The sequence below is a fragment of the Delftia sp. JD2 genome (genome assembly GCF_001682645.1).
Classification (GTDB): Bacteria; Pseudomonadota; Gammaproteobacteria; order Burkholderiales; family Burkholderiaceae_C; genus Comamonas; species Comamonas acidovorans.
The window spans coordinates 143,985-170,759 of record NZ_LFJT01000002.1; the positions used below are offsets into that span (position 1 = coordinate 143,985).

At 68.8% G+C, this 26,775-nt stretch carries 25 protein-coding genes; 19 read left to right on the forward strand and 6 right to left on the reverse strand.

Translation table 11 applies throughout. The features are described 5' to 3' along the window. Positions 1 to 27: 27 nt before the first annotated feature. Positions 28 to 666: an FMN-dependent NADH-azoreductase gene (locus ACM14_RS01805; RefSeq protein ID WP_012206392.1), complete on the reverse strand. Its 639-nt coding sequence runs from the start codon at positions 664 to 666 to the stop codon at positions 28 to 30. 176 nt (positions 667 to 842) lie between these two features. Between ACM14_RS01805 and ACM14_RS01810 the strand changes: the two genes are divergently transcribed. The 7 genes from ACM14_RS01810 (at position 843) to ACM14_RS01840 (ending at position 7,458) form a co-directional block, all read left to right on the forward strand. After that, complete coding sequence (locus ACM14_RS01810) at positions 843 to 1,772, forward strand: LysR family transcriptional regulator (protein WP_016453282.1); 930 nt, start codon at positions 843 to 845, stop codon at positions 1,770 to 1,772. A gap of 115 nt (positions 1,773 to 1,887) precedes the next feature. Continuing rightward, positions 1,888 to 2,547, forward strand: a complete 660-nt coding sequence (locus tag ACM14_RS01815; protein ID WP_013801694.1) for an alpha/beta hydrolase — start codon at positions 1,888 to 1,890, stop codon at positions 2,545 to 2,547. 158 nt (positions 2,548 to 2,705) lie between these two features. Next, positions 2,706 to 3,707 (forward strand): sulfate ABC transporter substrate-binding protein, encoded by a 1,002-nt coding sequence (locus tag ACM14_RS01820; RefSeq protein WP_065345082.1) that lies wholly within the window; start codon positions 2,706 to 2,708, stop codon positions 3,705 to 3,707. A 74-nt stretch (positions 3,708 to 3,781) separates the two neighbouring features. Beyond that, positions 3,782 to 4,687: a sulfate ABC transporter permease subunit CysT gene (cysT, locus tag ACM14_RS01825; protein WP_013801696.1), complete on the forward strand. Its 906-nt coding sequence runs from the start codon at positions 3,782 to 3,784 to the stop codon at positions 4,685 to 4,687. A 1-nt stretch (position 4,688) separates the two neighbouring features. Then, positions 4,689 to 5,687 (forward strand): sulfate ABC transporter permease subunit CysW, encoded by a 999-nt coding sequence (gene cysW, locus ACM14_RS01830; RefSeq protein WP_013801697.1) that lies wholly within the window; start codon positions 4,689 to 4,691, stop codon positions 5,685 to 5,687. A 38-nt stretch (positions 5,688 to 5,725) separates the two neighbouring features. Then, positions 5,726 to 6,853: a sulfate/molybdate ABC transporter ATP-binding protein gene (locus ACM14_RS01835; RefSeq protein ID WP_013801698.1), complete on the forward strand. Its 1,128-nt coding sequence runs from the start codon at positions 5,726 to 5,728 to the stop codon at positions 6,851 to 6,853. A 98-nt stretch (positions 6,854 to 6,951) separates the two neighbouring features. Next, complete coding sequence (locus ACM14_RS01840; RefSeq protein WP_065345083.1) at positions 6,952 to 7,458, forward strand: disulfide bond formation protein B; 507 nt, start codon at positions 6,952 to 6,954, stop codon at positions 7,456 to 7,458. A gap of 3 nt (positions 7,459 to 7,461) precedes the next feature. Here the strand turns inward: ACM14_RS01840 and dhaL are convergent, their stop codons facing one another. Further along, positions 7,462 to 9,258 (reverse strand): dihydroxyacetone kinase subunit DhaL, encoded by a 1,797-nt coding sequence (gene dhaL / locus ACM14_RS01845; protein ID WP_065345084.1) that lies wholly within the window; start codon positions 9,256 to 9,258, stop codon positions 7,462 to 7,464. A gap of 294 nt (positions 9,259 to 9,552) precedes the next feature. Between dhaL and rpiB the strand changes: the two genes are divergently transcribed. The 7 genes from rpiB (at position 9,553) to ACM14_RS01880 (ending at position 16,606) form a co-directional block, all read left to right on the forward strand. Further along, entirely contained in the window at positions 9,553 to 10,026 is a 474-nt protein-coding gene (rpiB, locus tag ACM14_RS01850) for a ribose 5-phosphate isomerase B (protein ID WP_012206383.1), read from the forward strand. A gap of 2 nt (positions 10,027 to 10,028) precedes the next feature. Continuing rightward, entirely contained in the window at positions 10,029 to 11,531 is a 1,503-nt protein-coding gene (locus ACM14_RS01855; RefSeq protein WP_065345085.1) for a sugar ABC transporter ATP-binding protein, read from the forward strand. A 63-nt stretch (positions 11,532 to 11,594) separates the two neighbouring features. Continuing rightward, the gene (locus ACM14_RS01860; RefSeq protein WP_065345123.1) at positions 11,595 to 12,644 is read left to right on the forward strand and encodes a substrate-binding domain-containing protein; all 1,050 of its coding nucleotides are present in this window, start codon (positions 11,595 to 11,597) and stop codon (positions 12,642 to 12,644) included. Next, on the forward strand, positions 12,641 to 13,405 hold the full coding sequence (locus tag ACM14_RS01865; RefSeq protein ID WP_065345086.1) for a GolD/DthD family dehydrogenase: 765 nt from the start codon (positions 12,641 to 12,643) through the stop codon (positions 13,403 to 13,405). The genes ACM14_RS01860 and ACM14_RS01865 overlap by 4 nt, the downstream gene beginning before the upstream one ends. 48 nt (positions 13,406 to 13,453) lie before the next feature. Then, on the forward strand, positions 13,454 to 14,434 hold the full coding sequence (locus ACM14_RS01870) for an ABC transporter permease (protein ID WP_016448253.1): 981 nt from the start codon (positions 13,454 to 13,456) through the stop codon (positions 14,432 to 14,434). A gap of 48 nt (positions 14,435 to 14,482) precedes the next feature. After that, a complete protein-coding gene (locus tag ACM14_RS01875) occupies positions 14,483 to 15,604 on the forward strand; it encodes an alcohol dehydrogenase catalytic domain-containing protein (protein WP_065345087.1) in 1,122 nt (373 codons plus the stop codon). A 45-nt stretch (positions 15,605 to 15,649) separates the two neighbouring features. Further along, the gene (locus tag ACM14_RS01880) at positions 15,650 to 16,606 is read left to right on the forward strand and encodes a sugar-binding transcriptional regulator (protein ID WP_012206377.1); all 957 of its coding nucleotides are present in this window, start codon (positions 15,650 to 15,652) and stop codon (positions 16,604 to 16,606) included. 35 nt (positions 16,607 to 16,641) lie between these two features. On the opposite strand, the gene ACM14_RS01885 is transcribed toward ACM14_RS01880, so the two are convergent. From ACM14_RS01885 to ACM14_RS01895, 3 genes are all read right to left on the reverse strand, one after another. After that, a complete protein-coding gene (locus ACM14_RS01885; RefSeq protein WP_013801705.1) occupies positions 16,642 to 17,289 on the reverse strand; it encodes a LysE family translocator in 648 nt (215 codons plus the stop codon). A gap of 107 nt (positions 17,290 to 17,396) precedes the next feature. Beyond that, entirely contained in the window at positions 17,397 to 18,068 is a 672-nt protein-coding gene (locus tag ACM14_RS01890) for a glutathione S-transferase (protein ID WP_013801706.1), read from the reverse strand. A 93-nt stretch (positions 18,069 to 18,161) separates the two neighbouring features. After that, positions 18,162 to 19,019: a LysR family transcriptional regulator gene (locus ACM14_RS01895; RefSeq protein WP_065345088.1), complete on the reverse strand. Its 858-nt coding sequence runs from the start codon at positions 19,017 to 19,019 to the stop codon at positions 18,162 to 18,164. Between the two features lie 109 nt (positions 19,020 to 19,128). Between ACM14_RS01895 and bla the strand changes: the two genes are divergently transcribed. Next, a complete protein-coding gene (gene bla / locus ACM14_RS01900) occupies positions 19,129 to 20,040 on the forward strand; it encodes a class A beta-lactamase (protein ID WP_065345089.1) in 912 nt (303 codons plus the stop codon). A 171-nt stretch (positions 20,041 to 20,211) separates the two neighbouring features. Here bla and argA read toward each other — a convergent pair whose 3' ends face one another. Beyond that, positions 20,212 to 21,558 (reverse strand): amino-acid N-acetyltransferase, encoded by a 1,347-nt coding sequence (gene argA / locus ACM14_RS01905; protein ID WP_012206372.1) that lies wholly within the window; start codon positions 21,556 to 21,558, stop codon positions 20,212 to 20,214. 283 nt (positions 21,559 to 21,841) lie between these two features. On the opposite strand from argA, the gene ACM14_RS01910 reads away from it, so the two are divergent. The 4 genes from ACM14_RS01910 to ACM14_RS01925 are packed head-to-tail and all read left to right on the forward strand — an operon-like array spanning position 21,842 to position 26,714. Further along, positions 21,842 to 23,293, forward strand: a complete 1,452-nt coding sequence (locus tag ACM14_RS01910; RefSeq protein WP_065345090.1) for a TolC family protein — start codon at positions 21,842 to 21,844, stop codon at positions 23,291 to 23,293. Further along, positions 23,290 to 24,339 carry an HlyD family secretion protein gene (locus ACM14_RS01915; protein WP_013801710.1) on the forward strand — a complete coding sequence of 350 codons (1,050 nt, stop codon included), beginning with the start codon at positions 23,290 to 23,292 and terminating at the stop codon, positions 24,337 to 24,339. Before ACM14_RS01910 ends, ACM14_RS01915 begins: the two co-directional genes overlap by 4 nt. Positions 24,340 to 24,352: 13 nt before the next feature. Further along, positions 24,353 to 25,567 carry an ABC transporter permease gene (locus ACM14_RS01920; RefSeq protein ID WP_047219430.1) on the forward strand — a complete coding sequence of 405 codons (1,215 nt, stop codon included), beginning with the start codon at positions 24,353 to 24,355 and terminating at the stop codon, positions 25,565 to 25,567. 1 nt (position 25,568) lies between these two features. Beyond that, positions 25,569 to 26,714 carry an ABC transporter permease gene (locus tag ACM14_RS01925; protein ID WP_065345091.1) on the forward strand — a complete coding sequence of 382 codons (1,146 nt, stop codon included), beginning with the start codon at positions 25,569 to 25,571 and terminating at the stop codon, positions 26,712 to 26,714. The last annotated feature ends 61 nt before the right edge of the window (positions 26,715 to 26,775 follow it).

Consider the following 26,775-nt stretch of genomic DNA (forward strand, 5'->3'; position numbering starts at 1 on the left):
TGCGCTTTTTTATGCGCAAGACCGGGTTCAGGCGGCGATGGCCGCTTCCTGATTGGCGGCAGCCGCTGCACGCACGATGTCGCTGCGGGCCGATTCCAGGGCCTTGGCCTTGGACTCATCGCCCATGGCCACGCCCTCTGCGCGCACGATGCTCACATCGGTGATGCCCAGGAAGCCGAACACCGTCTTCAGATAGCTTTCCTGGTGCTCCAGGGCCTGGCCCATTTCGCTGGTGGAGTACACGCCGCCGCGCGTGGAGGCCACGATGACCTTCTTGCCCTTGGCCAGGCCTTCGGGGCCGGCTGCGGTGTAGCGGAAGGTGCGGCCGCCCTGGGCGATGCGGTCGATCCAGGCCTTGAGCTGGCTGGAGATGGTGAAGTTGTAGAACGGAGCGCCGACCACGACCACATCGGCCGCCAGGAACTGGCTCACCAGGGCCTCGGAGATGGCGTTCTGTGCGCGCTCGGCTTCCGTCGTGGCGGCCTGGCCGGTGCGAAAGCCCATGGACACTGCGTTCAGGTGGTCGGGGGCGTTCACGGCCAGATCCAGGTATTCGACCTTGGCGCCGGGGTTGGCGGCCACCAGGGCAGCCACGGTCTGGGCGGTCAGCTGGCGGGACACCGAAGCGGCGCCGGTGATGGAAGAGTCGATGTGCAGCACTTGCATGAAAAAGCTCCTGAGATGTCGGTTGGGATCGCGGTTGGGATCGGCCACTCGGGAAAGCTTGTAGGGCCGACGATGGGATCAATTGTGAATTTGGACAGAGTCTTTGATAAGCCGCCGAAATTGCGATAGATTGTCCTGAATTTGCGGTCAATGAGCACAGGGGAGGGACGCGCGACATGATGGATCTCAACGACATGCTGTACTTCGCCGAGGTGGTGGAGCGCGGCGGCTTCGCCTCTGCCGGGCGGGCGCTGGGCATACCCAAGTCGCGGCTGTCGCGGCGGGTGGCCGAGCTGGAGGCCCGGCTGGGCGTGCGCCTGCTGCAGCGCACCACGCGCAAGCTCTCGCTGACCCAGGTGGGTGAGGCCTATCTGCGCCATTGCCAGGCCATGCGCGATGCGGCCCTGGCCGCCGCCGACACCGTGGCCGAGGTGCAGACCGAGCCGCGCGGCACCATCCGCGTGAGCTGCCCCGTGACCCTGGCCCAGACCGTGCTGGGCGAGCTCATGCCCCAGTTCCTGCAGCGCTGCCCGCTGGTGCATGTGGAGATGCAGGTGACCAACCGGCCCGTGAACCTGGTGGAGGAGGGCATCGACGTGGCGTTGCGCGTGCGCCCCAGCTTGGAGGACAGCGGCTCCATGGTCGTCAAGCGGCTGGATGTGGCGCGCCAGATCCTCGTGGCCAGCCCGGAGCTGCTGGAGCGCCAGGGCACGCCGCGCGCCCTGGCCGACCTGCAGCACCTGGACAGCATGTCCATGTCGGCGGTGGATGGCCAGTCCAGCCTGCTGCTGGTCGGCCCCGAAGGCCGCGAGCAACGCCTGCAGCTGCAGCCGCGCTATGTGGTGGATGACCTGCTGACGCTGAAATTCGCGGCGCTGGCCGGCAGCGGCATGTGCTGGCTGCCCGACTACATGTGTCACGAGGAACTGGCCGAGGGCCGGCTCGTGCACCTGCTGCCGGGCTGGGAGCCGCCCCAGGGCATCGTGCACGCGGTCTTCCCCTCGCGGCGCGGCCTGGCGCCGGCCGTGCGGCATTTCCTGGACTTCCTCGGCGAGACCGTGCCGGGGCGCAACAGCCATGCCACGCGCGAGCCGGCGGTACGCTAGGGTTGGGTTGCACCTCGCCACGCCATAAGAAAACAACAAAACGTTCGTTGGGATAGTTGGCGGTGTTCTCCACAATCGGGGCCCATGTCCAGCAATGGACAGTCCAGGAGAACCCATGAATCCCCACCGCATCATCATCGTGCCCGGCTGGCGCAACTCCGGTCCTGACCACTGGCAAAGCCTGTGGGCGCAGCAGCTGCCGCATGCCGAGCGCGTGGAGCAGGACGACTGGCTGGTGCCCCACCGCGATCCCTGGGTGGCCGCGCTGGAGCAACTGGTGCTGTCCCGGCCCGAACCGGTGGTGCTGGCCGCCCACAGCCTGGGCTGCATCACGGCCGCGCACCTGGGTCCCGAGGCCAGTGCGCGCGTGCGCGGTGCGCTGCTGGTGGCGCCGGCCGATCCCGAGCGCCGTGCCCAGCTGGCCGACTTTGCGCCTGTGCCCTATGCGCCCCTGCCTTACCGCAGCGTGCTGGTGGCCAGCAGCAACGACCCCTACTGTCCGATCCGCCGGGCGGGCGCCTATGCGCGGGCCTGGGGAAGCGAGTTCGTGCGGCTGCAGAACGCGGGGCACATCAATGTCGAATCGGGCTTTGGCGACTGGCCCCTGGGCCTGGCGCTGCTGCAGTCGCTGATGCAGGGCGACAGCTGGCAGCCGGCGCAGCCCCGGCCTGCCGTGCGTTCGCCGCGCTCGCCGCGCCCGCCGCGTGTGGCGGCTGCGCATGCCTCCGTCTCTGCGGGTACTGGCGCTGGCGCGCCATGGGCTGCCGGTCTGTGATGGGCCGGCGGGTGACCGCGGGCAGGGCAGGTTCTTTATATGGTGACAGGCCATTAACAAACAAAAATATATTCTTTTGAGTTTTAAGTCAGCGTTCGCACAATGTGACTGTCTGTGAATACACCGCAGAGATGTCCACTAATAAAAGGCAGCGAACCATGCATTCTTTGAAGCTCAAGACTTTGTTGGCCACCCTGGCGCTGGCCGCCGCGGGAACGGTATCGGCGCAGAACCAGCTGCTCAACGTTTCCTACGACGTGGCACGCGAGTTCTACAAGGACTACAACGCCGCCTTCGTCGCCCACTACAAGAAGACCAGGGGCGTGGACATCAAGGTGGACCAGTCGCACGGTGGCTCCAGCGCCCAGGCGCGCGCCGTCAACGACGGCCTGGCCGCCGATGTGGTGACCTTCAACACCACCACCGACGTGCAGTTCCTGGCCGACAGCGGCGTGGTCGCCAAGGACTGGGCCAAGAAATTCCCCAATGACGCCTCGCCCACCACATCGACCATGCTGTTCCTGGTGCGCAACGGCAATCCCAAGAACATCAAGGACTGGAGCGACCTGATCCGTCCCGACGTGAAGGTCGTGGTGGTCAATCCCAAGACCGGCGGCAATGGCCGCTACGCCTACCTGGCTGCCTGGGGCTCTGTGCGCGAGAAGGGCGGCACCGACGCGCAGGCGGCCGAGTTCGTGCAGCAGCTCTACAAGAACGTGCCCGTGCTGGGCAAGGGCGGCCGCGACGCGACCAGCATCTTCCTGCAGCGCAACATCGGCGACGTGCTGATCACGTTCGAGTCCGAAGTGGTTTCCGTGGACCGCGAATTCGGCAAGGGCAAGGTCGATGCCGTCCATCCCTCGGTGTCCATCGTGGCCGAGAACCCCGTGGCCGTGGTCGAGCGCACCGTGGCCAAGAAGGGCACGGGCCAGCTGGCCCATGACTATCTGGCCTGGCTGTACTCCGACGAAGCCCAGGAAATCGCCGCACAGCACGCGCTGCGCCCCCGCTCCGAGGCCGTGCTCAAGAAGCATGCCGATGTGTTCAAGCCCATCAAGCAGTTCACCGTGGCCAAGTATTTCGGCTCGCTGTCCGAAGCCCAGAAGGTGCACTTCAACGACGGCGGACAGTTCGACAAGATCTACGTCCCCGGCAAGTAAGCACGCAAGCAGGCATGAAGGCGGCGCAGTCCGCCTGAGGCCCCCTCCCCACACTGGCTGATTTGGAATCCAACATGGTGTCTGCCGTTCCGACCAGCCCAAGGCCTGGCGCCGACGCTCCTGTGCCCGCACCGTCCGGTGCGGCGCGCAAAGGGCGCGGCGCCAAGCGCGTTTTGCCCGGCTTCGGGCTGACCTTGGGCTATACGCTGTTTTATCTGAGCCTGATCGTGCTGATCCCGTTGTCGGCACTGCTGTTCAAGACCTTCTCGCTCACCTGGCCCCAGTTCTGGGAGGCCGTGGCCTCGCCGCGCGTGCTGGCCTCGTACCGGCTGACGTTTGGCGCCTCGTTTGCGGCGGCCTGCGTGAACTTGGTGTTCGGCCTGCTGATCGCCTGGGTGCTGGTGCGCTACAAGTTCCCGGGCAAGAAGATCGTCGATGCCCTGGTGGACCTGCCCTTTGCCCTGCCCACGGCCGTGGCCGGCATTTCGCTGACCGCCTTGCTGGCCGGCAACGGCTGGGTGGGCCAGTACCTGGAGCCCTACGGCATCCAGCTGGCCTTCAACCCGAACGGCGTGGTCATTGCGCTGATCTTCATCGGCCTGCCCTTTGTCGTACGCACGGTGCAGCCGGTGCTGGAAGACTCCGAAAAGGAGCTGGAAGAGGCGGCCACCAGCCTGGGCGCCTCGCGCTGGCAGATCTTCTACAAGGTGATCCTGCCGGCCATCACGCCCGCGCTGCTCACGGGCTTTGCCATGGCGTTTGCACGCGCCATCGGCGAGTACGGATCGGTCATCTTCATCGCGGGCAACATGCCCATGATTTCCGAGATCACACCGCTGATCATCATTGGCAAGCTGGAGCAATACGACTACGCAGGCGCCACGGCCGTGGCCGTGGTGATGCTGCTGTTCTCCTTCGTGATGCTGCTGGTCATCAACGCGCTGCAGGCATGGCAGCGCAAGCATTCGGGAGGGGCTTGAGATGGCGTTGTCTCCACAGGAAGCATTGCTTCTCAAGATCATTGGCGCGGTGCTGGTCGCCGTGCTGGTGCTGTACAGGCTCACCGCGCCCCCGAAGGGCCGGCGCGAAAAGCTCACCACCACCGAGCCGCGCGCCGTGCGCTGGATTCTCACGGGCATTGCGCTGATCTTCATCGGCCTGTTCCTCGTGCTGCCACTGGCGGCCGTGTTCACCGAGGCGCTGCGCAAGGGCTGGGACGCCTATGTCGCCGGCCTGCAGGAGCCCGATGCCTGGTCGGCCATCAAGCTGACCCTGATCACGGCGCTGATCGCCGTGCCGGTGAACCTGGTTTTCGGCGTGGCGGCGGCCTGGTGCATCGCCAAGTTCGAGTTCCGGGGCAAGGCCTTTCTGATCACCCTGATCGACCTGCCGTTCTCGATCTCGCCCGTGGTGGCGGGCCTGATGTACGTGCTGGTGTTCGGTGCCCATGGCTGGTTCGGCCCCTGGCTGGCCGAGCATGACATCAAGATCATCTTCGCCGTGCCCGGCATCGTGCTGGCCACCATCTTCGTGACCTTCCCCTTCATTGCCCGCGAACTGATCCCGCTGATGCAGGCGCAGGGCAGCGACGAGGAGCAGGCCGCCATCGTGCTGGGTGCCACGGGCTGGCAGACCTTCTGGAAGGTCACCGTGCCCAACATCAAGTGGGGCCTGCTGTACGGCGTGATCCTGTGCAATGCGCGTGCCATGGGCGAGTTCGGCGCGGTGTCGGTGGTCTCGGGCCACATCCGTGGCCAGACCAACACCATTCCGCTGCATGTGGAGATCCTCTACAACGAGTACCAGTCCGTTGCCGCCTTCGCTGCCGCCTCGCTGCTGGCCCTGCTGGCGCTGGTGACCCTGGTCATCAAGTCGGTGGCCGAGTGGCGTGCCGAGCAGCAGGCCAAGGCCGCTGCCGACCTGCCTCCCGAGCGCCCCACGGCGGCATCCCAGGCATCCCAGGTGCCGCAGGTGTCCTGAACCCCGGCCCCCGACCAGACAAAAGCAAGAGCAAGACCATGAGCATTGAAATACGCAACGTCAGCAAGCAGTTCGGCGATTTCCAGGCCCTGCGCGATGTGAGCCTGGACATCCAGTCCGGCGAACTCATCGCACTGCTCGGCCCCTCGGGCTGCGGCAAGACCACGCTGCTGCGCATCATCGCGGGCCTGGAGACGCCCGACGTGGGCAGCATCCACTTCAGCGGCGAAGACACCACCGATGTCCATGTGCGCGAGCGCAACGTGGGCTTCGTGTTCCAGCACTACGCGCTGTTCCGCCACATGACCGTGTTCGAGAACGTGGCCTTCGGCCTGCGCGTGAAGCCGCGCAGCCAGCGCCCCAGCGAGGCCCAGATCCGCGAGAAGGTGATGAGCCTGCTCAAGCTGGTGCAGCTGGACTGGATTGCCGAGCGCTTCCCGTCCCAGCTGTCGGGCGGCCAGCGCCAGCGCATTGCCCTGGCCCGCGCCCTGGCGGTGGAGCCCAAGGTGCTGCTGCTCGACGAGCCCTTCGGTGCGCTGGATGCCAAGGTGCGCAAGGAGCTGCGCCGCTGGCTGCGCCGCCTGCATGACGAGCTGCACGTGACCTCCATCTTCGTGACCCACGACCAGGAGGAGGCACTGGAAGTGGCCGACCGCGTGGTCGTCATCAACCAGGGCCGCATCGAGCAGGAGGGCACGCCCCAGCAGGTCTGGGACAACCCGGCCACGCCCTTCGTCTACGGCTTCCTGGGCGATGTCAACCTGTTCAAGGGTCGCGCCAGCGATGGCCGCGTCTACCTGGACGACGGCACCCAGCTGGACAGCCACGACGCCAAGGGCGCCAGCGACAGCAAGGCCTTCGCCTATGTGCGCCCGCACGATCTGGAGGTGGAGCGCTACTCGCCCGGCCAGAACCTGGACGTCCAGGGACGGCCCACGGGCATCGTCGTGCAGCTGGCCCGCGCCATCGTCGTGGGGCCCATTGCGCGCCTGGAACTTATTCCATCGGAGAGCACCGAAAGCACGGACAATGCCGAAGAGGGTGGCCTGATCGAGGCGCAGATTCCTGCGCAGCAGTTCAGGGACATGGCCCTGCGCGAGGGGGAAACCCTGGTGGTGACACCGCGCCGTGCCAAGGTGTTTCTGGACGAGGCGGCTGGCATCTGACGGCGCGGCAACGGCTTCCTGCACCCGCTGAACAGGGCTGCAGCGCCGGGCCGGCGCCGCAGCCCTGATTTCATTCAACCGGGTGACGAAAGACAAGAATGCTTCAATGGTTTGACAACGCTCCGCGCCGCATCCTGGCGCTCATCAGCCTGGCCTGCGTGGCCATGCTGGCCTTCGGCATGTATCTGCAGCATGTGGTCGGGCTGGAGCCCTGCCCGATGTGCATCGTGCAGCGCTATGCATTGATCGGCGTGGCCCTCTTCACGGGCCTGGGCAGTGTGCGCGGCGGTCGCGGCTGGCTGATCAGCTGGGGCGTGCTGGCGCTGGTGGCTGCGGGCTTTGGCGCCTTCGTCGCCGCGCGCCAGAGCTGGCTGCAGTGGTATCCGCCCGAGTTCGCCACCTGCGGCCGCGACTTCTACGGAATGATCGAGAACTACTCCATCAGCCGTGCCGTGCCCATGATCTTCCGTGGCTCGGGCGACTGCGCCGCCGTGGACTGGAGCTTCCTGGGCGGCTCCATCGCCAACTGGTCCTTCATCTGCTTTGCGATCATGAGCGTGGCCGTCTTGGTGCTGCTGGTGCGCGGCTCTGCCCGCAGGCGCTGAGCCCTAGGCTGAGGCTTGCGCCAGTCGCCGCTGCAGCGACTGCGCCAGGGTGCTCAGGATGAGCCAGCAGGACGTGGCGCCCGCGTCCAGCACGCCAATGGAGCGCGGCCCCAGCCGGGCCGAGCGCCCGATACGGGCCTGCAGGTGGCGCGTGGATTCCTTGCCCGCCTCGGCCGCGGCCTCCATGGCCTGCAGCGCCTCGCGGAAACCGGCGCCGGCCTGCAGCGATTGCCGGTAGGCCTGCAGTGCCGGGGCCAGCGTGTCGATGAGGGTCTTGTCGCCCACCTGGGCCTTGCCCATCTCCTGCACATCGGCGACGGCCCGCGCCAGCGCCTGGCCGAACAGGGCTGCATCCATCTCCTGCTCCGGCCCAAGAACATCGGCGAAGCCTTGGAAGAAGCTGCCGTACAGCGGGCCCATGGAGCCGCCGATATCGTCCATCAAGGCCTGGGACAGCTGCTGAAGCGCCGCAGGCAGCTGCGCCGCCTGGCTGGCCTCCATGGCATCGAGCCGTGCGCCGCAGCCGGAAAAGCCCTTGGCCATGTTGATGCCGTGATCGCCATCGCCGATCAGGCCGTCGATCTCGCTCAGGAACTCGCGGTGGCTGACGATGGCCGTGATCAGTTCTCGCACGATGCTGCCCGCGCCATCGAGCGCGATGGCCGGCCCTTTGCTGGTGCGCCTTGCGGCTTGGGGGCGGGCGGTTTGTGCTTGTTCCTGGGCCTGTGCCGGCGTCCTTGCCGGAACAGAGGGCGGCGTTGGAATGGCGTCCTGCGGCTGGGGCGGCAGCCCGCCGGCCAGGGTCAGGGCGACTGACTGGCAGGGCGCCTGGAGGCAGGCCAGCAGCTCGTCGTCCAGCTGCATCAGCGTGAGCGTGATGCCCATCATCTCCAGCGAGGTGAAGAGATTGCCCACCAGCCGGAAGGCCACCTGAATGCCGCGTTCTTGCAGGCGCCGGGCCACCTCGCCATAGAGGATGTACTGCTCCATCAGCGGCGTGGCGCCCAGGCCGGACAGCAGCACGGCCACGCGGTCGCCCGGGGAGAAGGGCAGGTCGGGCAGCAGGGCGTCCAGCATGCGCTCGGCCATATCGGCCGCCGTGGCCGTGCGGTGCACGGACATGCCGGGCTCGCCATGGTGGCCTATGCCCACTTCCATGCTGTCGCGCTCGATATGGAAGTTGGCCTTGCCCACGGCGGGAATGGTGCATGCCGACAGGCCGATGCCGATGCTGCGCGTGCGGGTCATGGCATGCCGGGCGAGGGCGATCACTTCGTCGAGGCTGGCGCCCATGGCCGCCCGGGCGCCCGCCACCTTCCACATCAGGATCTCGCCGGCCACGCCGCGGCGGCTGGCCTCGTCGCCCCGCGCGGCTGAAGGCACGTCGTCGTTGGCCACCACGGTCCTGACCGCCATGCCTTCGGCTGTCGCCATCTGCACGGCCATGGCCACGTTCATGTTGTCGCCCGCGTAGTTGCCATACAGGCAGGCCACGCCGGCGCCGCCATCGGCTGCGCGCATGGCGTCGTAGAAGCTTCTGGCCGTGGGGGACGAGAAGACCTCGCCCACGGCGGCGGCGTCGCACAGGCCTGCGCCCACATAGCCCAGAAAGGCCGGTTCGTGGCCCGACCCGCCGCCCGTCACGATGCCCACCTTGCCCCTGCGTGGCGCGCCATGCAGGCGCACGACGCGGGCATTGCCGGCGTCGATGCGCAGGGTGTCGCCATGGGCGGCGATCCATCCCTGGAGCATGTCCTCCACCACCCGGTCGGGGTCGTTGATCACGCGGTTGGTAGTCATGCCTTTGTCTCCTCCAAGTGCAGTCCCGGCAGGTGTGCCGAAGACCGTTCATATGATCATTGAATGGTCATTTTTGATTTGTTGAAATTGGCATGTCAATGCCCCTTGGCTATTCAATAGCCAGGGGAAAACGATAGGATTTGATGGTTTTTGTAGAAAATTCAACAGGTTACGTATTCATCTTGCCGATTCACATAGCTATCGTTGTTTGACAACTGCTCTTCGATTGAGAAGACTCTCAAAAAACATTGATCAAATGATCATGTTATGGTCTTTTGTAATGAAGGGGATGCCATGAAGCTGGCCATCGGCTGCGACGAAGCCGCCTGCGACCTCAAGAACGCCGTGAAGCAGCATCTGCTGGCCCAGGGCCACGAAGTGGCCGACTTCGGCACGCACGACGGCGAGCCGGTGCTCTACCCCGACATCGGCATCGCGGTGGCGCAGGCCATCGTCCAGGGCCGCCATGAGCGCGGCGTTCTCCTGTGCGGCACGGGCATAGGCATGGCCATTGCGGCCAACAAGGTGGCAGGCATCCGCGCCGCGCAGGCGCATGACACCTATTCGGCCGAGCGCGCCAGCCGCAGCAACGACGCGCAGATCATCACGCTGGGCTCGCGCGTGATCGGGGTGGAACTGGCCAAGGCCATCGTGGACCGCTTCCTTGCATCGCGCTTCGATGGCGGCAGCTCGGCCCTGAAGGTGGATGCCATCACCGGCTTCGAACGCTCGCAGGCCGCCGCGGCCGGGCGCGGGCAGGGCGCGTGACCATGGGCACCGGCACCCGCACCGGCACCGCACTGCTGCAGGCTCGCGGGGTGGCCAAGAGCTTCGGCGGCGTGCCTGCGCTGCGCAACGGCTGCCTTGAGCTGCAGGCGGGCAGCGTGCACGCGCTGTGCGGCGGCAATGGCGCAGGCAAATCCACCTTCCTGAACATCGTGATGGGCCTGTTGCGGCGCGATGCCGGCGAGATACTGCTCAAGGGCCGGCCGGTGGATTTCGCCACGCCGCACGAGGCGCTGGCGCACCGCCTGTCCATCATCACGCAGGAGCTGTCGCCCATCCCGGGCATGAGCGTGGCCGAGAACATCTTCCTGGGCCGCGAGCCCCGGCGCGCTGGCGTGGTGGTCCGCCATGCCGCGCTGCTGGAGCAGGCGGATGCGCTGCTCAGGCAGCTGGGCTTCGATATCGATCCGCGTGCGCAGATGAGCCGCCTGAGCCTGGCGCAGACCCAGCTGGTGGAGATTGCCAAGGCCCTGAGCCGGCAAAGCGAGCTGATCATCATGGACGAGCCCACCTCGGCCATCGGCGAAAGCGAGACCGCCATCCTCTTCGACGCGATACGCCGCGTGACCGCGCAGGGCGCCGGCATCCTCTACGTGTCGCACCGCCTGACGGAGATCTTCACCATTGCCGACAGCTACACGGTGTTCCGCGATGGCGGCTTCGTGCAGACCGGCGCGCTGGCCGATATCGACCGGCGGCAGCTGGTGAAGCTTATCGTGGGCCGGGAGGTCCGCGCTGCCGCCAGCGAGCGCAGGGCTGCGGCGCCGGGCGAGCCGCTGCTGTCGGTGCAGGGGCTCACGCGCCGGGGCGAGTTCGAGGACATCAGCCTGGACGTCGCCCCCGGCGAGGTGCTGGGCATCTACGGACTGATGGGATCGGGCCGCAGCGAATTCCTCAACTGCCTGTACGGCCTCACGCACGCCGACCAGGGGCAGGCGAGCCTGGGCGGACGGCCCCTGCCGCGCGGCAATCCGGCGGCGTCGATCAAGGCGGGCCTGGCCCTGGTGACCGAGGACCGCAAGGCCACGGGGCTGGTGATGAGCTCCTCGGTGCGCTTCAACACCAGCTTGCCCGCACTGCCGGGCCTGCAGCGCGCCGGGGTGGTGGATGGCGCGGCAGAGCGCGTGCTGGTGGGCGGCCTGCTGCAGCGCCTGCGCGTGAAGCTGGCCAGCCCGGCCATGCCGGTCTCGGGCCTGAGCGGCGGCAACCAGCAGAAGGTGGTGCTGGCCCGTTGCATGGCCACCAATCCCGTCTGCCTGCTGTGCGACGAGCCCACGCGCGGCATCGACGAAGGCGCCAAGCGCGAGGTGTACGCCTTCCTGGCCTCGCTGGCCGAGCAGGGCCATGCCGTGGTGGTGGTGTCCTCCGAGGCGCCGGAACTGCTGGAGCTGAGCGACCGCATTGCCATCTTCCGCAAAGGCCGGCTTGACCGCGTGGTGGCCGGCCACGGCATCACGCAGGAGGCGCTGATGCACCTCGCGTCCTGAGCCCGGGCGATGCCCGTGCTGCGTTTTTCCCCTTGCCTTTCACAACACACAGGAGACATGACCATGCCGTTTTTCCGCTTCACCACCGTGCTTGCCGCCGCGCTTGCCGGTGGGCTGTTCCTGGCCGCGGCGCAGGTCCGGGCCCAGGCTCCGGCCCCGCTGTCGGCACCAGTACCAGCACCGGCCAAGCCCTACCGCATAGGCGCGGCCGTCTATGGGCTCAAGGGCGAGTTCATGCAGATGTGGACCAAGGAGCTGAAGGCGCATCCGGCCGTGAAGGACGGTACGGTGCAGATCACCGTGTTCGACGGCAACTACGACGCGCTGACGCAGAGCAACCAGTTCGACACCATGATCACGCAGAAGTACGACGGAATCCTCTTCGTGCCCATCGACCTGAAGGCGGGTGCGGCGCCCGTGCAGAAGGCGGTGAAGGCCGGCATTCCCGTGGTGGGCTCCAACACGCGCGTGCAGGGCGATGTGCTGACCTCCTACGTGGGCAATGACGATGTGGTGGCCGGCCGCATGCAGGCCGAGGCATTGATGAAGGCCATCGGCGGCAAGGGCAATATCGTCGTCATCGAGGGGCCCATAGGCCAGTCGGCACAGATCGAGCGGGCGCGCGGCAATGACGAGGTGCTGGCCCGCCACAAGGACGTGAAGGTGCTGGCGCGCAAGACCGCCAACTGGTCGCGTGCCGAGTCCATGGGGCTGATGGAGAACTGGCTGACCGCATTCCCGGGCCAGATCCAGGGCGTGATCGCCCAGAACGACGACGAGGCCCTGGGCGCGGTGCAGGCCATCAAGACCAAGGGCATCGATATCAAGACCATCCCGGTGGTGGGTGTGGACGGTGTGGCCGCCGCCATCACGGCCGTCAAGCGCGGCGAGATGACCACCAATTTCCAGGACGCCCAGGCCCAGGCGCAGGGCGCGCTGGATGTGCTGCTGCGCCAGCTTGTCGGCCCGTCCTACCGGCCGCGCTCGGGGGTATGGGGCGAGTATGCCCAGGCCATGCCCTGGGGCGATGGCACGGCCAAATCCTACGAGGTGCCCTGGACCGCCATCGTGCCCGCCAATGCCGACGCATTCTTGCAGAAGGTGCGCAAATGAGCGCCGACAGCCTGGAGCGGGACTTCGACGGCCGCACGGCCCTGGTCACCGGCGGCGCGGGCGGCATCGGCCTGGCGATTGCCCGGCAGCTCGCGGCGGGCGGGGCGCGCGTCGCCTTGCTGGACCTGGAGCGGCAGGCACTGGACGTGGCCGCGGCCAGCCTGGCGGAGCCCAGGCCCCACCTGGCGCTGGCAGTGGATGTGACCAGGCCTGCGGGCGTGGAGCAGGCGGTGGCCACGGTGCTGGAGGCCACGGGCCGCATCGACATCCTGGTCAACAGCGCCGGCGTGGCGCTGCTGGAGCCGGCCGGCGAAATCAGCGAGGCGGCCTGGGAGCGCACGCTGGCCGTCAATCTCACGGCGCCGCTGCTGCTGGCCCAGGCGGTGGCACCGGCCATGCGACGCCAGCGCCACGGACGCATCATCAACCTGGCCTCGCAGGCCAGCGTGGTCGCGCTCAGGCGCCATGCCGCCTATTGCGCCAGCAAGGCGGGCCTGGTGGGGCTGACGCGCGTGCTGGCGCTGGAGTGGGCGTCCGACGGCATCACCGTCAACGCCATCTCGCCGACGGTGGTGGACACGCCGCTGGGCCGCCAGGCCTGGGCCGGGCAGGTGGGGGAGGCCATGCGGGCACTCATCCCCACGGGCCGCTTTGCGCAGCCCGAGGAGGTGGCGCGGCTGGCCGTGTTCCTGGCCGGTACGCACGCCGGCATGCTGACGGGCGAGAACATCGTCATCGACGGGGGCTACTCCATCCAGTGAGCGGCCTGCCGGCCCCACGCCTTTCTTCCATCAACGCGGGAGTCCTCCATGACGAATCTTCAAGCCGCATCTTCGCCGCCGCTCTTGGGGCGGCGCGCGCTGGACCTGCGCAGCCTGCGCGAGCGCTACGGCGTGGTCATCGCGCTGGTTGCGCTGTGCGCCGCGCTGGCGCTGGCCAACCCCCATTTCATGACCTGGGGCAACTGGGCCGACATCCTGCGCCAGACCTCCATCAACGGCATCCTGGCCATCGGCATGACGTGCGTGGTGCTGACGGCGGGCATCGACCTGTCGGTGGGCGCCATCCTGGCGCTGGCCGGCATGGTCGGCGCCTGGCTGGCGGCCGATGGCCAGGGGCTGGCGGTGAGCGTGGGCGCCGGGCTGGGCGTGGGCATGCTGCTGGGCGGCGTCAACGGCCTGCTGGTGGCCTGGTTCGCGGTGCCGCCCTTCGTGGCCACGCTGGGCATGCTCAGTGCGGCGCGCGGCCTGACCTACATCTACAACGACGGCATGCCGGTGTCCGAGCTGCCCGACGGCTTTCTTGCCATCGGCGCCGGCCAGCTGGGACCCGTGCCCATGCCCATCGTGATCTTTGCCGTTGCCGTCGCGGTGTTCGCCTTCGTGCTGCGCTACACCGTGTATGGCCGCTACATCTACGCCGTGGGCGGCAACCTGCGCAGCGCCAAGACCAGCGGCATCAACACCCGCGCCATCGTGCTGCTGGTCTATGTGGTCAGCGGCCTGCTCGCGGGGCTGGCCGGCATTTTGCTGGCGTCGCGCACCACGGCGGCGCTGCCGCAGGCCGGCGTGTCCTACGAGCTGGACGCCATTGCGGCCGTGGTGATCGGCGGCACCAGCCTGTCGGGCGGCACGGGCAGCCTGGGCGGCACGGTCGTCGGCGCCCTGCTCATCGGCGTGATCAACAACGGGCTGAACCTGCTGGGCGTGTCCTCGTACTACCAGCAGCTGATCAAGGGCGTGATCATCGTCGGCGCCGTGCTGCTCGACAGTTCGCGCCGCAGGGCATGAAGCGCTGCGCCCACGTCCTGTCCACCATCTGCAATCCGGGAGAGTTCCATGCAAAACACCCTGCCTGACGCCGCCGATACGAACATGCTGGCCGTGGTCTGCCACGGCCCCAGGGATTACCGGCTCGAACGCGTCGCGCGTCCGCAGGCCGGGCCGCGCGAGCTGGTCATCCGCGTGGCTTCCTGCGGCATTTGCGCGGGCGACTGCAAATGCTGGGCTGGCGCGCCGCGCTTCTGGGGAGATCCGGAAAAAGGCCGCCCCGCCTATGTGCGCCCGCCGGTGATCGCGGGCCACGAGTTCTGGGGCCATGTGGTGGAGGTGGGCGAGGGTGCCCAGGAGCACCACGGCGTGCAGCTGGGTGACCGGGTGATCGCCGAGCAGATCGTGCCCTGCCATGCCTGCCGCTATTGCAGGACCGGCTTTCGCTGGATGTGCGAGGTGCACGATGTCTACGGCTTCCAGGGCCAGGTGGCCGATGGCGGCATGGCCGAGTACATGCGCCTGTCGGCCCGCGCCGTGGTGCACCGGATTCCCGAGAGCGTGGACTTCGAGGATGCGGCCATCACCGAGCCACTGTCCTGCGCCATCCATGCCGTCAACCGCGGCGACATCCAGCTCGACGATGTGGTGGTCATCGCCGGCGCGGGCACGCTGGGCCTGCTCATGGCCCAGGTGGCGCGCCTGAAGACGCCGCGCAGGCTGGTGGTCATGGACCTGTCGGACCAGCGCCTGGCGCTGGCACGCCGCTGCGGCGCCGACGTGACCATCAACCCCGCGCGCGAGGATGCCCGCGCCATCGTGCACGCACTGACCGACGGCTATGGCTGTGATGTGTACATAGAGACCACGGGCGCGCCCTCGGGCGTGACGCAGGGGCTGGACCTGGTGCGCAAGCTCGGCCGCTTCGTGGAGTTCAGCGTCTTCGGGCGCGAGACCACGGTGGACTGGTCCATCATCGGCGAGGAAAAGGAGCTGGACCTGCGCGGCGCCCACCTCAGCGCCCATTGCTACCCCATCGCCATCGACCTGCTGGCGCGCGGGCTGGTCACCTCCGAGGGCATCGTCACCCACCGCTATGCGCTGTCGGAGTGGGAGAGCGCCATCCGGGTGGCCGATTCCATGGACTCGGTCAAGGTCCTGCTGCTGCCCCACGCTGGCGAGGCCCGGTGAGCGGCGCTACACTGCGCGCCTTTCCCGGCACCCTTGGAGGCACCCTTGACTGAAAGCGACCTGACGCGACTGGCGACCCTGTACTACGTCGATGGATGCACGCAGGACCAACTGTCCAAGGAGTTCGGCATCTCGCGCGCCACCGTCGGGCGGCTGCTGCGCCGCGCGCAGGAAGAGGGCATTGTCGAGATCCGCGTGCGGCCGCATTCGCTGGTGTCCGCCGACCTGGAGCGGCAGCTGACCGAGCGCTTTCACATCAAGCGCGCGCTGATCGCGGTGGACCACAAGGATGCCGACCGGCAGCGCGAACTGCTGGCAGGCCTGGTGGCCAGCGAGCTGGAGCGCATCCTGGTCGATGGCTCCATCGTGGCCGTGGGCATGGGGCGCAACGTGTCCTCGGTCTCCGAGCACGCCCTGTCCGCCACACGGCGGGAATGCCACTTCGTCAGCGCCATCGGCGGCTCCTACCGTGGCGGGGAGGCGATGAACGCCGACCACATCGCGCGCCGCCTGGCCGCGCGCTTTGGCGGCAAGTCCGAATCGCTCTATGCGCCGGCCCTGGTGGGCGATCCGCAACTGCGCAAGGCGCTGCTGGACAACGACACCGTCAGGCACACCCTGGACAAGGCGCGCCGCGCCGACATCGCCCTCATCGGCGTGGGCGATGTCAGCGTGGACAGCAACATGGCCCGCATGGGCTGGTTTTCCGCGCAGGAGATCTCGGACGCCCGCCGCGCGGGCACGGTGGGCGACATGATGGGCTACGACTTCATCGACATCCACGGCCAGCCGGCCGCAACCCCCATGCAGGACCGCGTCATCGGCCTGAGCCGCGAGGACCTGCTGCGCATACCCAACGTCATCGCCGTGGCGGCCGAATCCAGCAAGGTCACGGCCATCCTGGGCGCACTGCGCACCGGCGCCATCGACACGCTGGCCACCACCACGGCCAACGCGGCGGCCGTGCTGCAGCTGGACGATGTCATGGGGACGACGCGCTGACGCAGTGGGGGAGGCGCGGCTCTTGGGCGGCGCGCCTAGTTCGACGCGCGGCGGTAGAAGGCCAGCGAGCCTGCCAGCGCCAGCAGCATGCCGCCGCACAGGCGGTCCAGCCACATCACGGCCCGCCCGCGCAGCAGCCGCGCGGCGCGTGATCCGGCGAAGGCATAGGCCAGCATCACCAGGAAATCGATGAGCGCGAACACCAGCGCAATGGCGATGTACTGCGGCGCCTGGGCGGCCGCCGGGTCGATGAACTGCGGCAGCAGGGCCGAGCAGAACAGGTAGCCCTTGGGATTGGTCACGGCGACCAGGAACGATTTGAACAGCACGGTGCGGGCGCTGTAGCCGTCGGCGCCGGCCTCTGCCTTGCCGTCACCCTGGGGTGCCGACAGCGATCCGCCCTGGCTGCGCAGCATGCGCAGGCCCAGCCAGGCCAGGTAGGCCGCTCCCGCCCACTTGACCACCGAGAACCAGAACTCCGAAGCCGCCAGCAGCGCGCCCAGGCCCAGCGCGACCGCGCCGACCAGCACGAAGTCCGACAGCACGGCGCCCAGCATGCCCGGCAGGGCGCGGCGCACGCCGTGGCGCGAGCCATTGGCCAGCGCCAGCAGCACGGTGGGGCCGGGGGTGATGATCGCGATCAGCGCGACCAGGGAGAAGACGAGCAGGGTGGCGAGGGTCATGTCGGCGAAGGCTCATGCGGTTGGCAACAGCCTGCCACTGTGCCAGCTTTGCCTGCCTTGCGCAGCCCCTGCCGACCCGGGGCAGGGCACACGGGGGGGGGCAGGCGTCAGTCGCTGCCCACGCCGCCGGCGGCAAAGACCGGGCCGCGCGTGCCGGGCACCCAGCCCGGGTAGGTTTCCATCACTTCGGCGAACAGGGCCGAATCGATCCAGCGCTGCAGCCAGGCCTGCAGGTGCGGCCAGGGCTGCTCGTTCCATTGCGACTCGTCGATGCGCGCGTACTGGCGCACGAAGGGGCGCAGGGCCATGTCGGCCAGGCTGGGGTTCTGGCCGAACAGGTAGCCGGTGGCCTCCAGCTGGTCGTCCAGCTCGGCCAGCCAGGTCAGGGCATCGGCCTGGGCGTGGTTGACCTCTTCGGCCGTATAGCGCTCGGGGTACTTGCAGCGGTCCAGGGCGTGCTTGAAAAAGCCGTCGTTGCGCTCGATCAGCGCCAGCATGTCCGGCAGCGAACCGCTGGTCGGTGCCAGCCAGCCATCCGGGTCATTGGCGCGCAGCGCGTGCAGCATGACATCCAGGCTCTGCTCGATCACGCGGCCGTCCTCCAGCACCAGCACGGGCACCGTGCCCTTGGGCGAAGCGTCGAGCAGCGCCTGCGGTTTGTTGCGCAGGTTGATTTCGCGCAGCTCGCAGGCCAGGCCGGCATGGGCCAGCGCCAGGCGGGCGCGGATGGCGTAGGGGCAGCGGCGAAACGAGTAGAGAACCGGCAGGGTCTGGGTCATGGAGCGGGGACGGGGCTAGGGGCCAAAAGCGGCAGATGATAGCGCCGGGGCCAAAGTCAGGCGGCCTGCGGGTCTTGCCGCGGGCGTCCGTGGCTATTGCAGCTGCGCCAGCAGCCATTGCCTGAAGGTCTTGAGCGCCGCGCTGGGTGCGCGCGAGCGCAGGTGGGTCAGCCAGTAGGCGCCCGTGTCCACCTCCTGCTCGAAGGGGCGCACCAGCCGGCCCTGCTGCAGCAGGTGCTGGAACATGCGCGCCGGCAGCAGGGCCACGCCCGCGCCCTGGGCGGCCGCCTCGGCCAGCGTCAGCGAGGAGTCGAACATGGCCCCGCGCGCCAGCGGCGCGCTCTGGTCCAGCGTGGCAAACCAGCTCTCCCACTCCTGCAGGCGGTACGAGCGCAGCAGCGTCTGCCCGGCCAGGTCGGCCGGCTGGCGCACGCGCTGGGCCAGGGCCGGGGTGCACATGGGCGTCAGCGGCGCGCGCAGCAGCAGCTCGGCGCGCGTGCCCTGCCAGGCGCCGTCGCCGAAGCGCACGGCCGCATCCAGCCCTTCGCCGGCCAGGTCCACGCGGTTGTTGTGCGTGAGCAGTCGCAGGTCGATGTAGGGGTGCTGCTGCTGGAACTGGCCCAGCCTGGGAATCAGCCAGCCGATGGCGAAGGTGCCGACCACGCCCACGGTGAGGACCTCGCGCGGGCGCGGTTCGGCCACCTGCTGCAGCGAATGCTCTATGCGCGCAAAGCTCTCGGCCACGGCAGGCCACAGCGCATGGCCCTCGTCGGTCAGCGCCAGGCCGCGCGGCAGGCGCCGGAACAGCGGCTTGCCCAGGCGCTCCTCCAGGTTGCGGATGTGCTGGCTGACGGCGGCCTGGGTCACGCACAGCTCGTCGGCCGCCCGCGTCAGGTTGAGATGGCGCGCGGCCGCATCGAACATGCGCAGGGCATTGAGGGGCAGTTGCATGGTGAGCCAATAGTTTTTCTAAGGGATGCTGCCAATTATTCACGCTGGTCGCAGATTGGGTGCGGCGCTATCGTTGCGGTTGTCGATCTGCAACTGAAAAGGAAAAACAATGCAAAGACGCGATTTTCTGATGACGGGCGGCGCGGCCGCCTGGATGGCGGCCGGGCTGGCCGGCTGCGCCCTGCCATCAAAAAAACAGGGGGCTGCCGACCAGGCCTTCAGGACCGAGCTGGCGCGCATCGAGAAAAGTGTGGGCGGCCGGCTCGGCGTGGCCGTGCTGGAGGCGGAGTCGGGCGCCAGCGTGGACCACCGCGGCGACGAGCGCTTTGTCATGTGCAGCACCTTCAAGCTGCTGCTGGCCGCCCAGGTGCTGGACCGCGTGCAGCAGGGCGATGAGCGCCTGTCGCGCCGCGTGCACTACGCCAGCTCCCGGCTGGTTCCCTACTCGCCGGCCAGCGGCCCGCGTGCCGGTGATGGCGGCGGCATGACCATTTCCGAACTGTGCGAGGCCGCCGTGGTGCTCAGCGACAACACGGCCGCCAACCTGCTGCTGGACGCCAGCGGCGGCCCGCAGGCGCTGACGCAGTGGCTGCGCGCCAGCGGCGACGAGACCACGCGCCTGGACCGCATGGAGCCCGAGCTCAACGAAGGCCTGCCCGGCGACGAGCGCGACACCACCACGCCGCTGGCCATGGTGCAAAGCATGCAGCGCCTGCTGCTGGGATCGGTGCTGGACGGCCATGGCCGCGCCCTGCTGCAGCAATGGCTGGTGGCCAGCCGCACGGGCGACAAGCGCCTGCGCGCAGGCATGCCGGCCGGCTGGCGCGTGGGTGGAAAGACGGGCACCGGCGATCGCGGCACGGCCAACGATGCCGTCATCGCCTGGCCCACGCCGCAAAGCGCACCGCTGCTGGTGACGGGCTACCTCACCGAATGCCCGGCCGACGCGCCGCAGCGCGATGCGGCGCTGGCAGCGGCCGGCAAGGCGGCCGCACGCTGGCAGGCCGCGGTGAAAGGCTAAGTTGCGCCACCATGTCGCTTGATTTGGGCGATTTCAGAAAATTGGCGCGGCCTGAAGACGAGAGACACCGAGGAAGGGCCTGGGCCGGCCGCGCCGCCCCCGCACCGAGGGTGTCGCCGGCCGCCCGTATGCCCCCCTCGTGAGGGGGAAGGCGCACAGCGCCTCAGGGGGTTACAACTTCTTGACCAGGACCTGACTTTTGCGGTCCCAGTTGTACTTGGCCTTGCGCGCCTCGGGCAGCCAGTCGGGGTCCACGGGCTGGAAGCCGCGCTTGATGAACCAGTGCATGGTGCGCGTGGTCAGCACGAACAGGCTGTCCAGGCCCTGGGCCTTGGCGCGCTGCTCTATGCGCTTGAGCAGCTTCTCGCCGTCGCCCGTGCCCTGGCTCTTGGGCGAGACGGTGACGGCCGCCATCTCGGCCGTCCTGGCGCTGGGATAGGGGTAGAGCGCGGCGCAGCCGAAGATCACGCCATCGTGTTCGATGATGGTGTAGTGGGCGATGTCGCGCTCGATCTCGGTGCGGCTGCGCTTGACCAGGGTGCCGTCCTTCTCGAAGGGCTCGATCAGCTGGATGATGCCGGCCACGTCGTCGGGCGTGGCCTCGCGCAGCTCTTCCAGCTTCTCGTCGATGATCATGGTGCCGATGCCATCGTGCACATAGATCTCCAGCAGCAGCGCGCCGTCGATGGCGAAGGGCAGGATGTGGCTGCGCTCCACGCCGTGCTCGCAGGCATGCACGCAGTGCTGCAGGTAAAAGCCCGTGTCCGTGGGCTGCTCGGGCGTGGGCAGCTCGGCCAGCATGCGGCGGGCCGTGGCCAGCGGCAGCTCGGTGTCGATGGGGTTGGTCTCGTCGGCCGGGCCCGTGGGGTCCATGCGGATGCCCGGCACCTCGGTCATGAAGATCAGCTTGTCGGCCTTCAGTTCGATGGCCACGCGCGTGGCCACCTCTTCCATGCTCAGGTTGAAGGCCTCGCCGGTGGGCGAGAAGCCGAAGGGCGACATCAGCACCATGGCATCCATGTCCAGTGCGCTGCGGATGCCGCTGACATCGACCTTGCGCACCAGGCCCGAATGCTTGAAATCCACGCCGTCCACGATGCCCACGGGCCGCGCCGTGAGGAAGTTGCCCGAGATCACCCGCACCCGTGCGCCGGCCATGGGCGTGTTGGGCAGGCCCTGGCTGAAGGCGGCCTCGATCTCGTAGCGCAGCTGGCCGGCGGCTTCCTGGGCGCAGTCCAGCGCCACGGAGTCGGTGATGCGCACGCCGCGCGAGTACTGGGCCTCATGGCCCTTGGCGGCAAGCTGTTCGTTGACCTGGGGACGGAAGCCATGGACCAGCACGATCTTCACGCCCATGGCCTGGATCATGGCCAGGTCCTGGACGATGGAGCTGAGCTTGCCCGATGCGATGGCCTCGCCCGTCAGTCCCACCACAAAGGTCTGGTGTCGGAACTTGTGGATATAGGGAGCCACGGACCGGAACCAGGGGACGAAGGTGAAGTTGAAGACGGTGGACATGGTGGTCAGTCGGGGCATCGGGCCGATGCCGGGCAGAAAAAAAAGGCCTGCGGACAGGTCCGCCAGGACATGCTCGCGCAGGCAGGCGCCAGTGTAGCGGCATGGCGCGACACCTGCGCACAGAAATGGGATGGAACGCCACGCAAATCGGCCCTGCTGCACAGTGCCGGGGGCACAAGGCACAGGACCTTGTCCGACGGGGGCCCGCCTGCAAGCCCGTGTAAGCTTCGCCACCATCGGTGAACCACGCAAGGCGCCCCCATTCATGCCATTGAGCGCTTCCATGTTTTTTCCGTTGCTTGCGCGGCCCGCGCGCCTTGTGCCGTGGCTGGCGGCGCTGGGCATGGTCGCAGGGGCAGCCCAGGCTGCAGGGGAGGCTCCGGCCTCCCAGGCCGCCGCCGCGATGAGCTTCGTGCAGGCCCGCCAGGCGCTGCTGCAGGGCTCCGACCAACTGGCCGCCTCGGCCAAGGCCGTGGAAAGCGCGCGGCTCAGACGCCAGGGTACGCAGGGGCTGGGCGGGCCTTCCGTGGCCATCACGGGCCTGGGCTACCGCTACTCGGCCAATGCCGACATCGATCTCGATCCTGCGCGGCGCACCCTGGACGGCGTCCTCGGCCAGCTGCCGCCCTCGGTGGGGCCGGCCATTCCCTCGCTGCCGCAACTGCCCACTTCCTATGCCTTGCAGCGCAAGAGCACGAATGCCTCGGCCAGCCTGTCCCTGGTCTGGCCGCTGTACCTGGGCGGCCTGTCCGATGCGGTACGCAGTGGCCTGGACGCTGCCACCGACGAAGCCCTGGCCGATGCCGCCAGCAGCAGCCACGCCCTGCATTCGCTGCTGGTGCAGCGCTACTTCGGCGCCCAGCTGGCCGAGCGGGCCGCACGGCTGCGCGAGCGTGCGCTTGAAGGCGTGCGCGTGCATGACGCGGCCGCGCAAAGCATGCTCAAGGCGGGCGTGATCTCCCGGCTGGAGCGCCTGCAGGCCCGTGCCGCGCTGGCCGACGCCGAGCAGCAGGCGCGCAAATCGCGCGACGACGCAGACCTGGCCGCAGCGGCGCTGGCGCGCACGGTCAAGGCGCAGCGGCAGGTGCTGCCCAGCACGCCGCTGTTCGTCAGCAGCCGGCCTCTGCCGCCGCTGGACGGCTTCGTCGCCACGGCCCAGTCGCACCATCCGGGTCTGGACAAGGTCCAGGCCAAGAAGCGCCAGGCCGAGTCCCTGCACGACGCCCAGGAGGCGCTGCGCCGGCCGCAGCTGCTGGCCTTCGGTTCGCGCGAGGTCAATACCAGCGGCAAGCCCAACTGGGTGGCTGGCGTGGCCGTGCGCTGGACGCTGTGGGACAGCATCGACCGCGATGCGCTGGCCGCCTCCTCGCAGCGCAAGATCGAGCAGGCCGAGCTGACCGAAGCCCAGGCGCTCAGCGACATCGCGCTGCTGGTCGAAAAGAACTGGCTGGGCGTGGAGCAGGCACGCCGCCAGTACCAGGCCCAGCAGGCCCAGGAGGATCTTGCGCGCGAGCTGCTGCGGCTGCGCGAGGCCGGCCTGCGGGAAGGCACCAGCACCACGCTGGACCTGATCGATGCCAGCCTCAATCTCGCCAAGGTCCAGACCCAGCGTGCCGAACTGGCCAACCAGTATGTGCAGGCCCTGGCCGCACTGCTGGAGAGCACGGGCCAGAGCGAGGAATTCGACCGATTCATGGCCCAGGCCGACATACAGATCCCACCCGACGCACCATGAGCACAGCCACGCCCGACCATCCCCGCAGCGCCCCCGAAGCACCCGGCCCCGCGCCCGTGCCGCCGGGGCGCAGGCGCCCCTGGCTGGCCCTGGCCATCGTGCTGGCCGTGCTGCTGCTCGTGGCCTGGGGCTTTTGGCGTGCGGCGCAGCCCGCCCCCCTGTATTTCCAGGGCCAGATGGAGGCACGCGAGACCGACATCGCGCCCAAGGTCACGGCGCGCATCGCCAAGGTGCGCGTCACCGAAGGCCAGAAGATCCAGCCTGGCGATCTGCTGGTGGAGATGGACAGCCCCGAGGTGCGCGCCAAGCTGGCCCAGGCCGAGGCCGCGCGCGATGCCGCCCAGGCCCAGGCCGACAAGGCGCAGGCCGGCGCCCGCCCGCAGGAAGTGCAGATGGCACGCCTGAACTGGCAGCGCGCCCAGACGGCCGCCGACCTGGCCCAGACCTCGCTGCGCCGCGTGCAAAGCCTGTTCGACCAGGGACTGGTTGCGGCCCAGAAGCGCGATGAAGCCGATGCCAACTGGCGCGCCTCGCGCGACCAGGCGCTGGCTGCGCGTGCGCAGTATGAAATGGCGGCTTCGGGCGCGCGCCAGGAGGATCGCAGCGCTGCCCAGGCCCAGGCACGCCAGGTGCAGGGCGTGGTCGCCGAGGTGGAGGCCGCGCGTGCCGAGACCGAGCTGCGCAGCCCCGTGGGCGGCGAGGTGGTCCAGGTGCTGGCCCGCCAGGGCGAGCTGTCCCCGCAGGGCGTGGCCGTGGTCACCGTGGTGGACCTGGCCGACCAGTGGGTGGTGCTCAATGTGCGCGAGGACCAGCTTGCACGCTTTGCCCAGGGCAGCCGCTTCACCGGCCGCCTGCCGGGCCTGGACAACCGCGAGGCCGGCTTCGAGGTCTACTACCTGGGTGTGCTGCCCGACTTCGCCACCTGGCGCGCCACGCGCGCCGGCCAGGGCTTCGATGCGCGCACCTTCGAGGTCCGCGCGCGGCCGCAGCAGCCCATTGCAGGCGCGCGGCCCGGCATGAGCGTGGTCGTGGAAGGCGGCCGTTGAGCGGCCGGCGGCAGTGAGCGCGAACCCGCCCACGGCCTTTGCCGCCAGCCTGCGGCGCGAATGGCGGCTGCTGCGCGGGCGGCCCTGGGACCTGGCCATGGTCAGCTGGGTGCCGCTGCTGGCGCTGCTGCTCATGGTCTGGATCTTCTCGGCAGGGCTGGTCCAGCGCCTGCCTGTCGCCGTCTGGGACCAGGACCACAGCGCCCTGTCGCGCCAGCTGGTGCGCATGCTGGACGCCACGCCGGGCCTGGCCGTGCAGTCGCAGGCGCTCAATGCCTCGGAGGCGCAATGGGCGCTGCAGTCCATGAATGCCTACGCCGTGGTGCAGATCCCGCCCGGCTTTGCGCGCGACATCAAGCGGGGCCAGGGGGCCGACGTGGTGCTCATGCACAACGCCCAGCTGGCCACGCATTCCAGCCTGATCCAGCGCGACCTGCGCCAGGTGGTGGGAACGCTGTCGGCCGGCGTGGAAATGCAGGCCCGTGCCAAGCGCGGCGACCCGGCCCAGGCGCTGCGCGTGCGCATGGAGCCCATACGCACCAACCTGGTGTCGCTGTTCAACATCTCCACCAACTACGAGCAGTTCCTGGCGGCGGCGCTGATTCCCGCGCTGCTGCACATCCTGGGCATGACGGCCGGCGCCTGGTCCGTGGGGCGCGAGCTGCGCGACCGCACGCTGGGCCAGTGGATGGCCGAGGCTGCGGGCCCGGGAAAGCCCGGCTGGAGCGCCATTGCGGGCGCCTTGGCGGGCAAGCTGGCGCTGTCCTGGGCCAGCCTGGGCCTGGGCGGTACGCTGGCCATGCTGTGGCTCACGGCCGGACGGGGCTGGCATCCGGGGCAGGGCGCTGCCAGCCTGGCCTGGGTGGCGCTGGCCCTGCTGCTGCTGATCGCCGTGAGCCTGGCGGCGGGGGCGCTGCTGGCGGCGCTCACGCTGTCGCTGCGCACGGCGTTGTCGGGCGCGGGCCTGCTGTCGGCGCCGGCCTTTGCGTTCAGCGGCGTGGGTTTTCCGCTGCTGGCCATGCCCGATTCGGCACGTGCCTGGGCCCTGTCCATGCCCTATACCCACTATGCGCGGCTGCAGATAGAGCAATTGCAGATGGGCGCGCCCATCGTGCAGAGCCTGCCCGTGGTGGCCGGGCTATTGCTGGCCGCGCTGGTGTTGCTGCTGCTGGCCACGGCAGGCCTGGCGCGCGGCCTTTCCCGCCCCGACAAATGGGGAGGGCGTTGAGATGGCCAGGGGCTTTGCGCAAGACTTCATCAGCGCCCTGCGTGCCGTGTTCGGCGACGTGGGCGTGCTCATGCTGCTGGTGGGCGCGCCCGTGCTCTACGGCTTCTTCTATCCCTGGTTCTATGGGCAGGAGGTCGTGCAGCGCGTGCCCGTGGCCGTGGTGCAGCACGACGACAGCGGCCTGGCGCGCCAGATGCTGCGCTTTGCCCAGGCCAGCCCGCGCATCGAGGTGACCCTGGTCACGGGCGACGAGGCCCAGGCGCAGCAGGCCCTGCTGGATGGCCGCGTCATGGGCTACGCGCTGCTGCCGCGCGACCTCAAGCGCCGCGTGGTGCGCAGCGAAGAGGCCGTGGTCCCCGTCTATGCCAACGGTGCCTACCCGCTGGCCGCCAAGCAGGTGCAGTACGGCTTTGCCGAGGCCTTCGGCACGGTCTCGGCCGGGGTGGAACTGCGGCGCCTGACGGCCGGCGGACAGAGCGCACTGCAGGCCCAGGCCAGCCGCTCGCCCGTCAACCTGCAGATGCAGGCCCTGTTCAATCCGACGGAAGGCTACGGCAGCTTCGTCGTCGCTGCCGTGGCCATCATCATCCTGCAGCAGACGCTGCTCATGGGCGGCGCGCTGCTGGTGGGAACCTGGCGCGAGCAGGGATTGGACAGGGCGCCGGCACGCACCTGGCTGGCGCGGCTGCTGGCGCTGTGCACGCTGGGCTGGCTCTCGGGTCTGTACTACTTCGGTTGGATCTTCGTCTGGCACGACTATCCGCGCGGCGGCAATCCCTGGGGCGCGCTGGCGCTGCTGGCCGTCTTCGTCCCGGCCGTGGCGGGGGCGGCGGCGCTGCTGGGCTGGTGGCTGGCCAACCGCGAGCGTGCCATGCAGGTGGTGCTGTTCACCTCCATCCCGCTGGCCTTCGTCGGCGGCTTCAGCTGGCCGGCCGAGGCCCTGCCGCAACTGCTGCAGGCGCTGCGCTGGCTGTCGCCCAGCACGGCGGCCATCCAGGCCTCGCTGCGCCTGAACCAGGCAGGCGCGCCGCTGGAGGCGGCGCTATGGCATCTGTCCGTGCTGCTGGCCCTGGCGCTGCTGGGCTGGGTGGCCGTGCTCTGGCTGGGCAGCCGCCGCGTGGACCTGCCCGAGGGTGGCCGCAAGTAGCCTGGTGCTGCGTTCAGCACAGGCCCTCCTTGGCGGGCCCATCATGGGTTGGACGGCGCTG

Excerpts from the sequence above, each read along its gene's own strand:
- ACM14_RS01840 (WP_065345083.1), top strand. The coding sequence starts at position 6,952 with ATGCTTCAATGGTTTGACAACGCTCCGCGCCGCATCCTGGCGCTCATC.
- argA (WP_012206372.1), bottom strand. The coding sequence starts at position 21,558 with ATGTCCACCGTCTTCAACTTCACCTTCGTCCCCTGGTTCCGGTCCGTG.
- cysT (WP_013801696.1), top strand. The coding sequence starts at position 3,782 with ATGGTGTCTGCCGTTCCGACCAGCCCAAGGCCTGGCGCCGACGCTCCT.
- bla (WP_065345089.1), top strand. The coding sequence starts at position 19,129 with ATGCAAAGACGCGATTTTCTGATGACGGGCGGCGCGGCCGCCTGGATG.
- ACM14_RS01810 (WP_016453282.1), top strand. The coding sequence starts at position 843 with ATGATGGATCTCAACGACATGCTGTACTTCGCCGAGGTGGTGGAGCGC.
- ACM14_RS01925 (WP_065345091.1), top strand. The coding sequence starts at position 25,569 with ATGGCCAGGGGCTTTGCGCAAGACTTCATCAGCGCCCTGCGTGCCGTG.
- ACM14_RS01835 (WP_013801698.1), top strand. The coding sequence starts at position 5,726 with ATGAGCATTGAAATACGCAACGTCAGCAAGCAGTTCGGCGATTTCCAG.
- ACM14_RS01865 (WP_065345086.1), top strand. The coding sequence starts at position 12,641 with ATGAGCGCCGACAGCCTGGAGCGGGACTTCGACGGCCGCACGGCCCTG.
- ACM14_RS01895 (WP_065345088.1), bottom strand. The coding sequence starts at position 19,019 with ATGCAACTGCCCCTCAATGCCCTGCGCATGTTCGATGCGGCCGCGCGC.
- ACM14_RS01820 (WP_065345082.1), top strand. The coding sequence starts at position 2,706 with ATGCATTCTTTGAAGCTCAAGACTTTGTTGGCCACCCTGGCGCTGGCC.
- cysW (WP_013801697.1), top strand. The coding sequence starts at position 4,689 with ATGGCGTTGTCTCCACAGGAAGCATTGCTTCTCAAGATCATTGGCGCG.
- ACM14_RS01855 (WP_065345085.1), top strand. The coding sequence starts at position 10,029 with ATGGGCACCGGCACCCGCACCGGCACCGCACTGCTGCAGGCTCGCGGG.
- ACM14_RS01860 (WP_065345123.1), top strand. The coding sequence starts at position 11,595 with ATGCCGTTTTTCCGCTTCACCACCGTGCTTGCCGCCGCGCTTGCCGGT.
- ACM14_RS01875 (WP_065345087.1), top strand. The coding sequence starts at position 14,483 with ATGCAAAACACCCTGCCTGACGCCGCCGATACGAACATGCTGGCCGTG.
- ACM14_RS01890 (WP_013801706.1), bottom strand. The coding sequence starts at position 18,068 with ATGACCCAGACCCTGCCGGTTCTCTACTCGTTTCGCCGCTGCCCCTAC.
- ACM14_RS01805 (WP_012206392.1), bottom strand. The coding sequence starts at position 666 with ATGCAAGTGCTGCACATCGACTCTTCCATCACCGGCGCCGCTTCGGTG.
- ACM14_RS01910 (WP_065345090.1), top strand. The coding sequence starts at position 21,842 with ATGTTTTTTCCGTTGCTTGCGCGGCCCGCGCGCCTTGTGCCGTGGCTG.
- ACM14_RS01870 (WP_016448253.1), top strand. The coding sequence starts at position 13,454 with ATGACGAATCTTCAAGCCGCATCTTCGCCGCCGCTCTTGGGGCGGCGC.
- ACM14_RS01815 (WP_013801694.1), top strand. The coding sequence starts at position 1,888 with ATGAATCCCCACCGCATCATCATCGTGCCCGGCTGGCGCAACTCCGGT.
- ACM14_RS01885 (WP_013801705.1), bottom strand. The coding sequence starts at position 17,289 with ATGACCCTCGCCACCCTGCTCGTCTTCTCCCTGGTCGCGCTGATCGCG.
- rpiB (WP_012206383.1), top strand. The coding sequence starts at position 9,553 with ATGAAGCTGGCCATCGGCTGCGACGAAGCCGCCTGCGACCTCAAGAAC.
- ACM14_RS01915 (WP_013801710.1), top strand. The coding sequence starts at position 23,290 with ATGAGCACAGCCACGCCCGACCATCCCCGCAGCGCCCCCGAAGCACCC.
- dhaL (WP_065345084.1), bottom strand. The coding sequence starts at position 9,258 with ATGACTACCAACCGCGTGATCAACGACCCCGACCGGGTGGTGGAGGAC.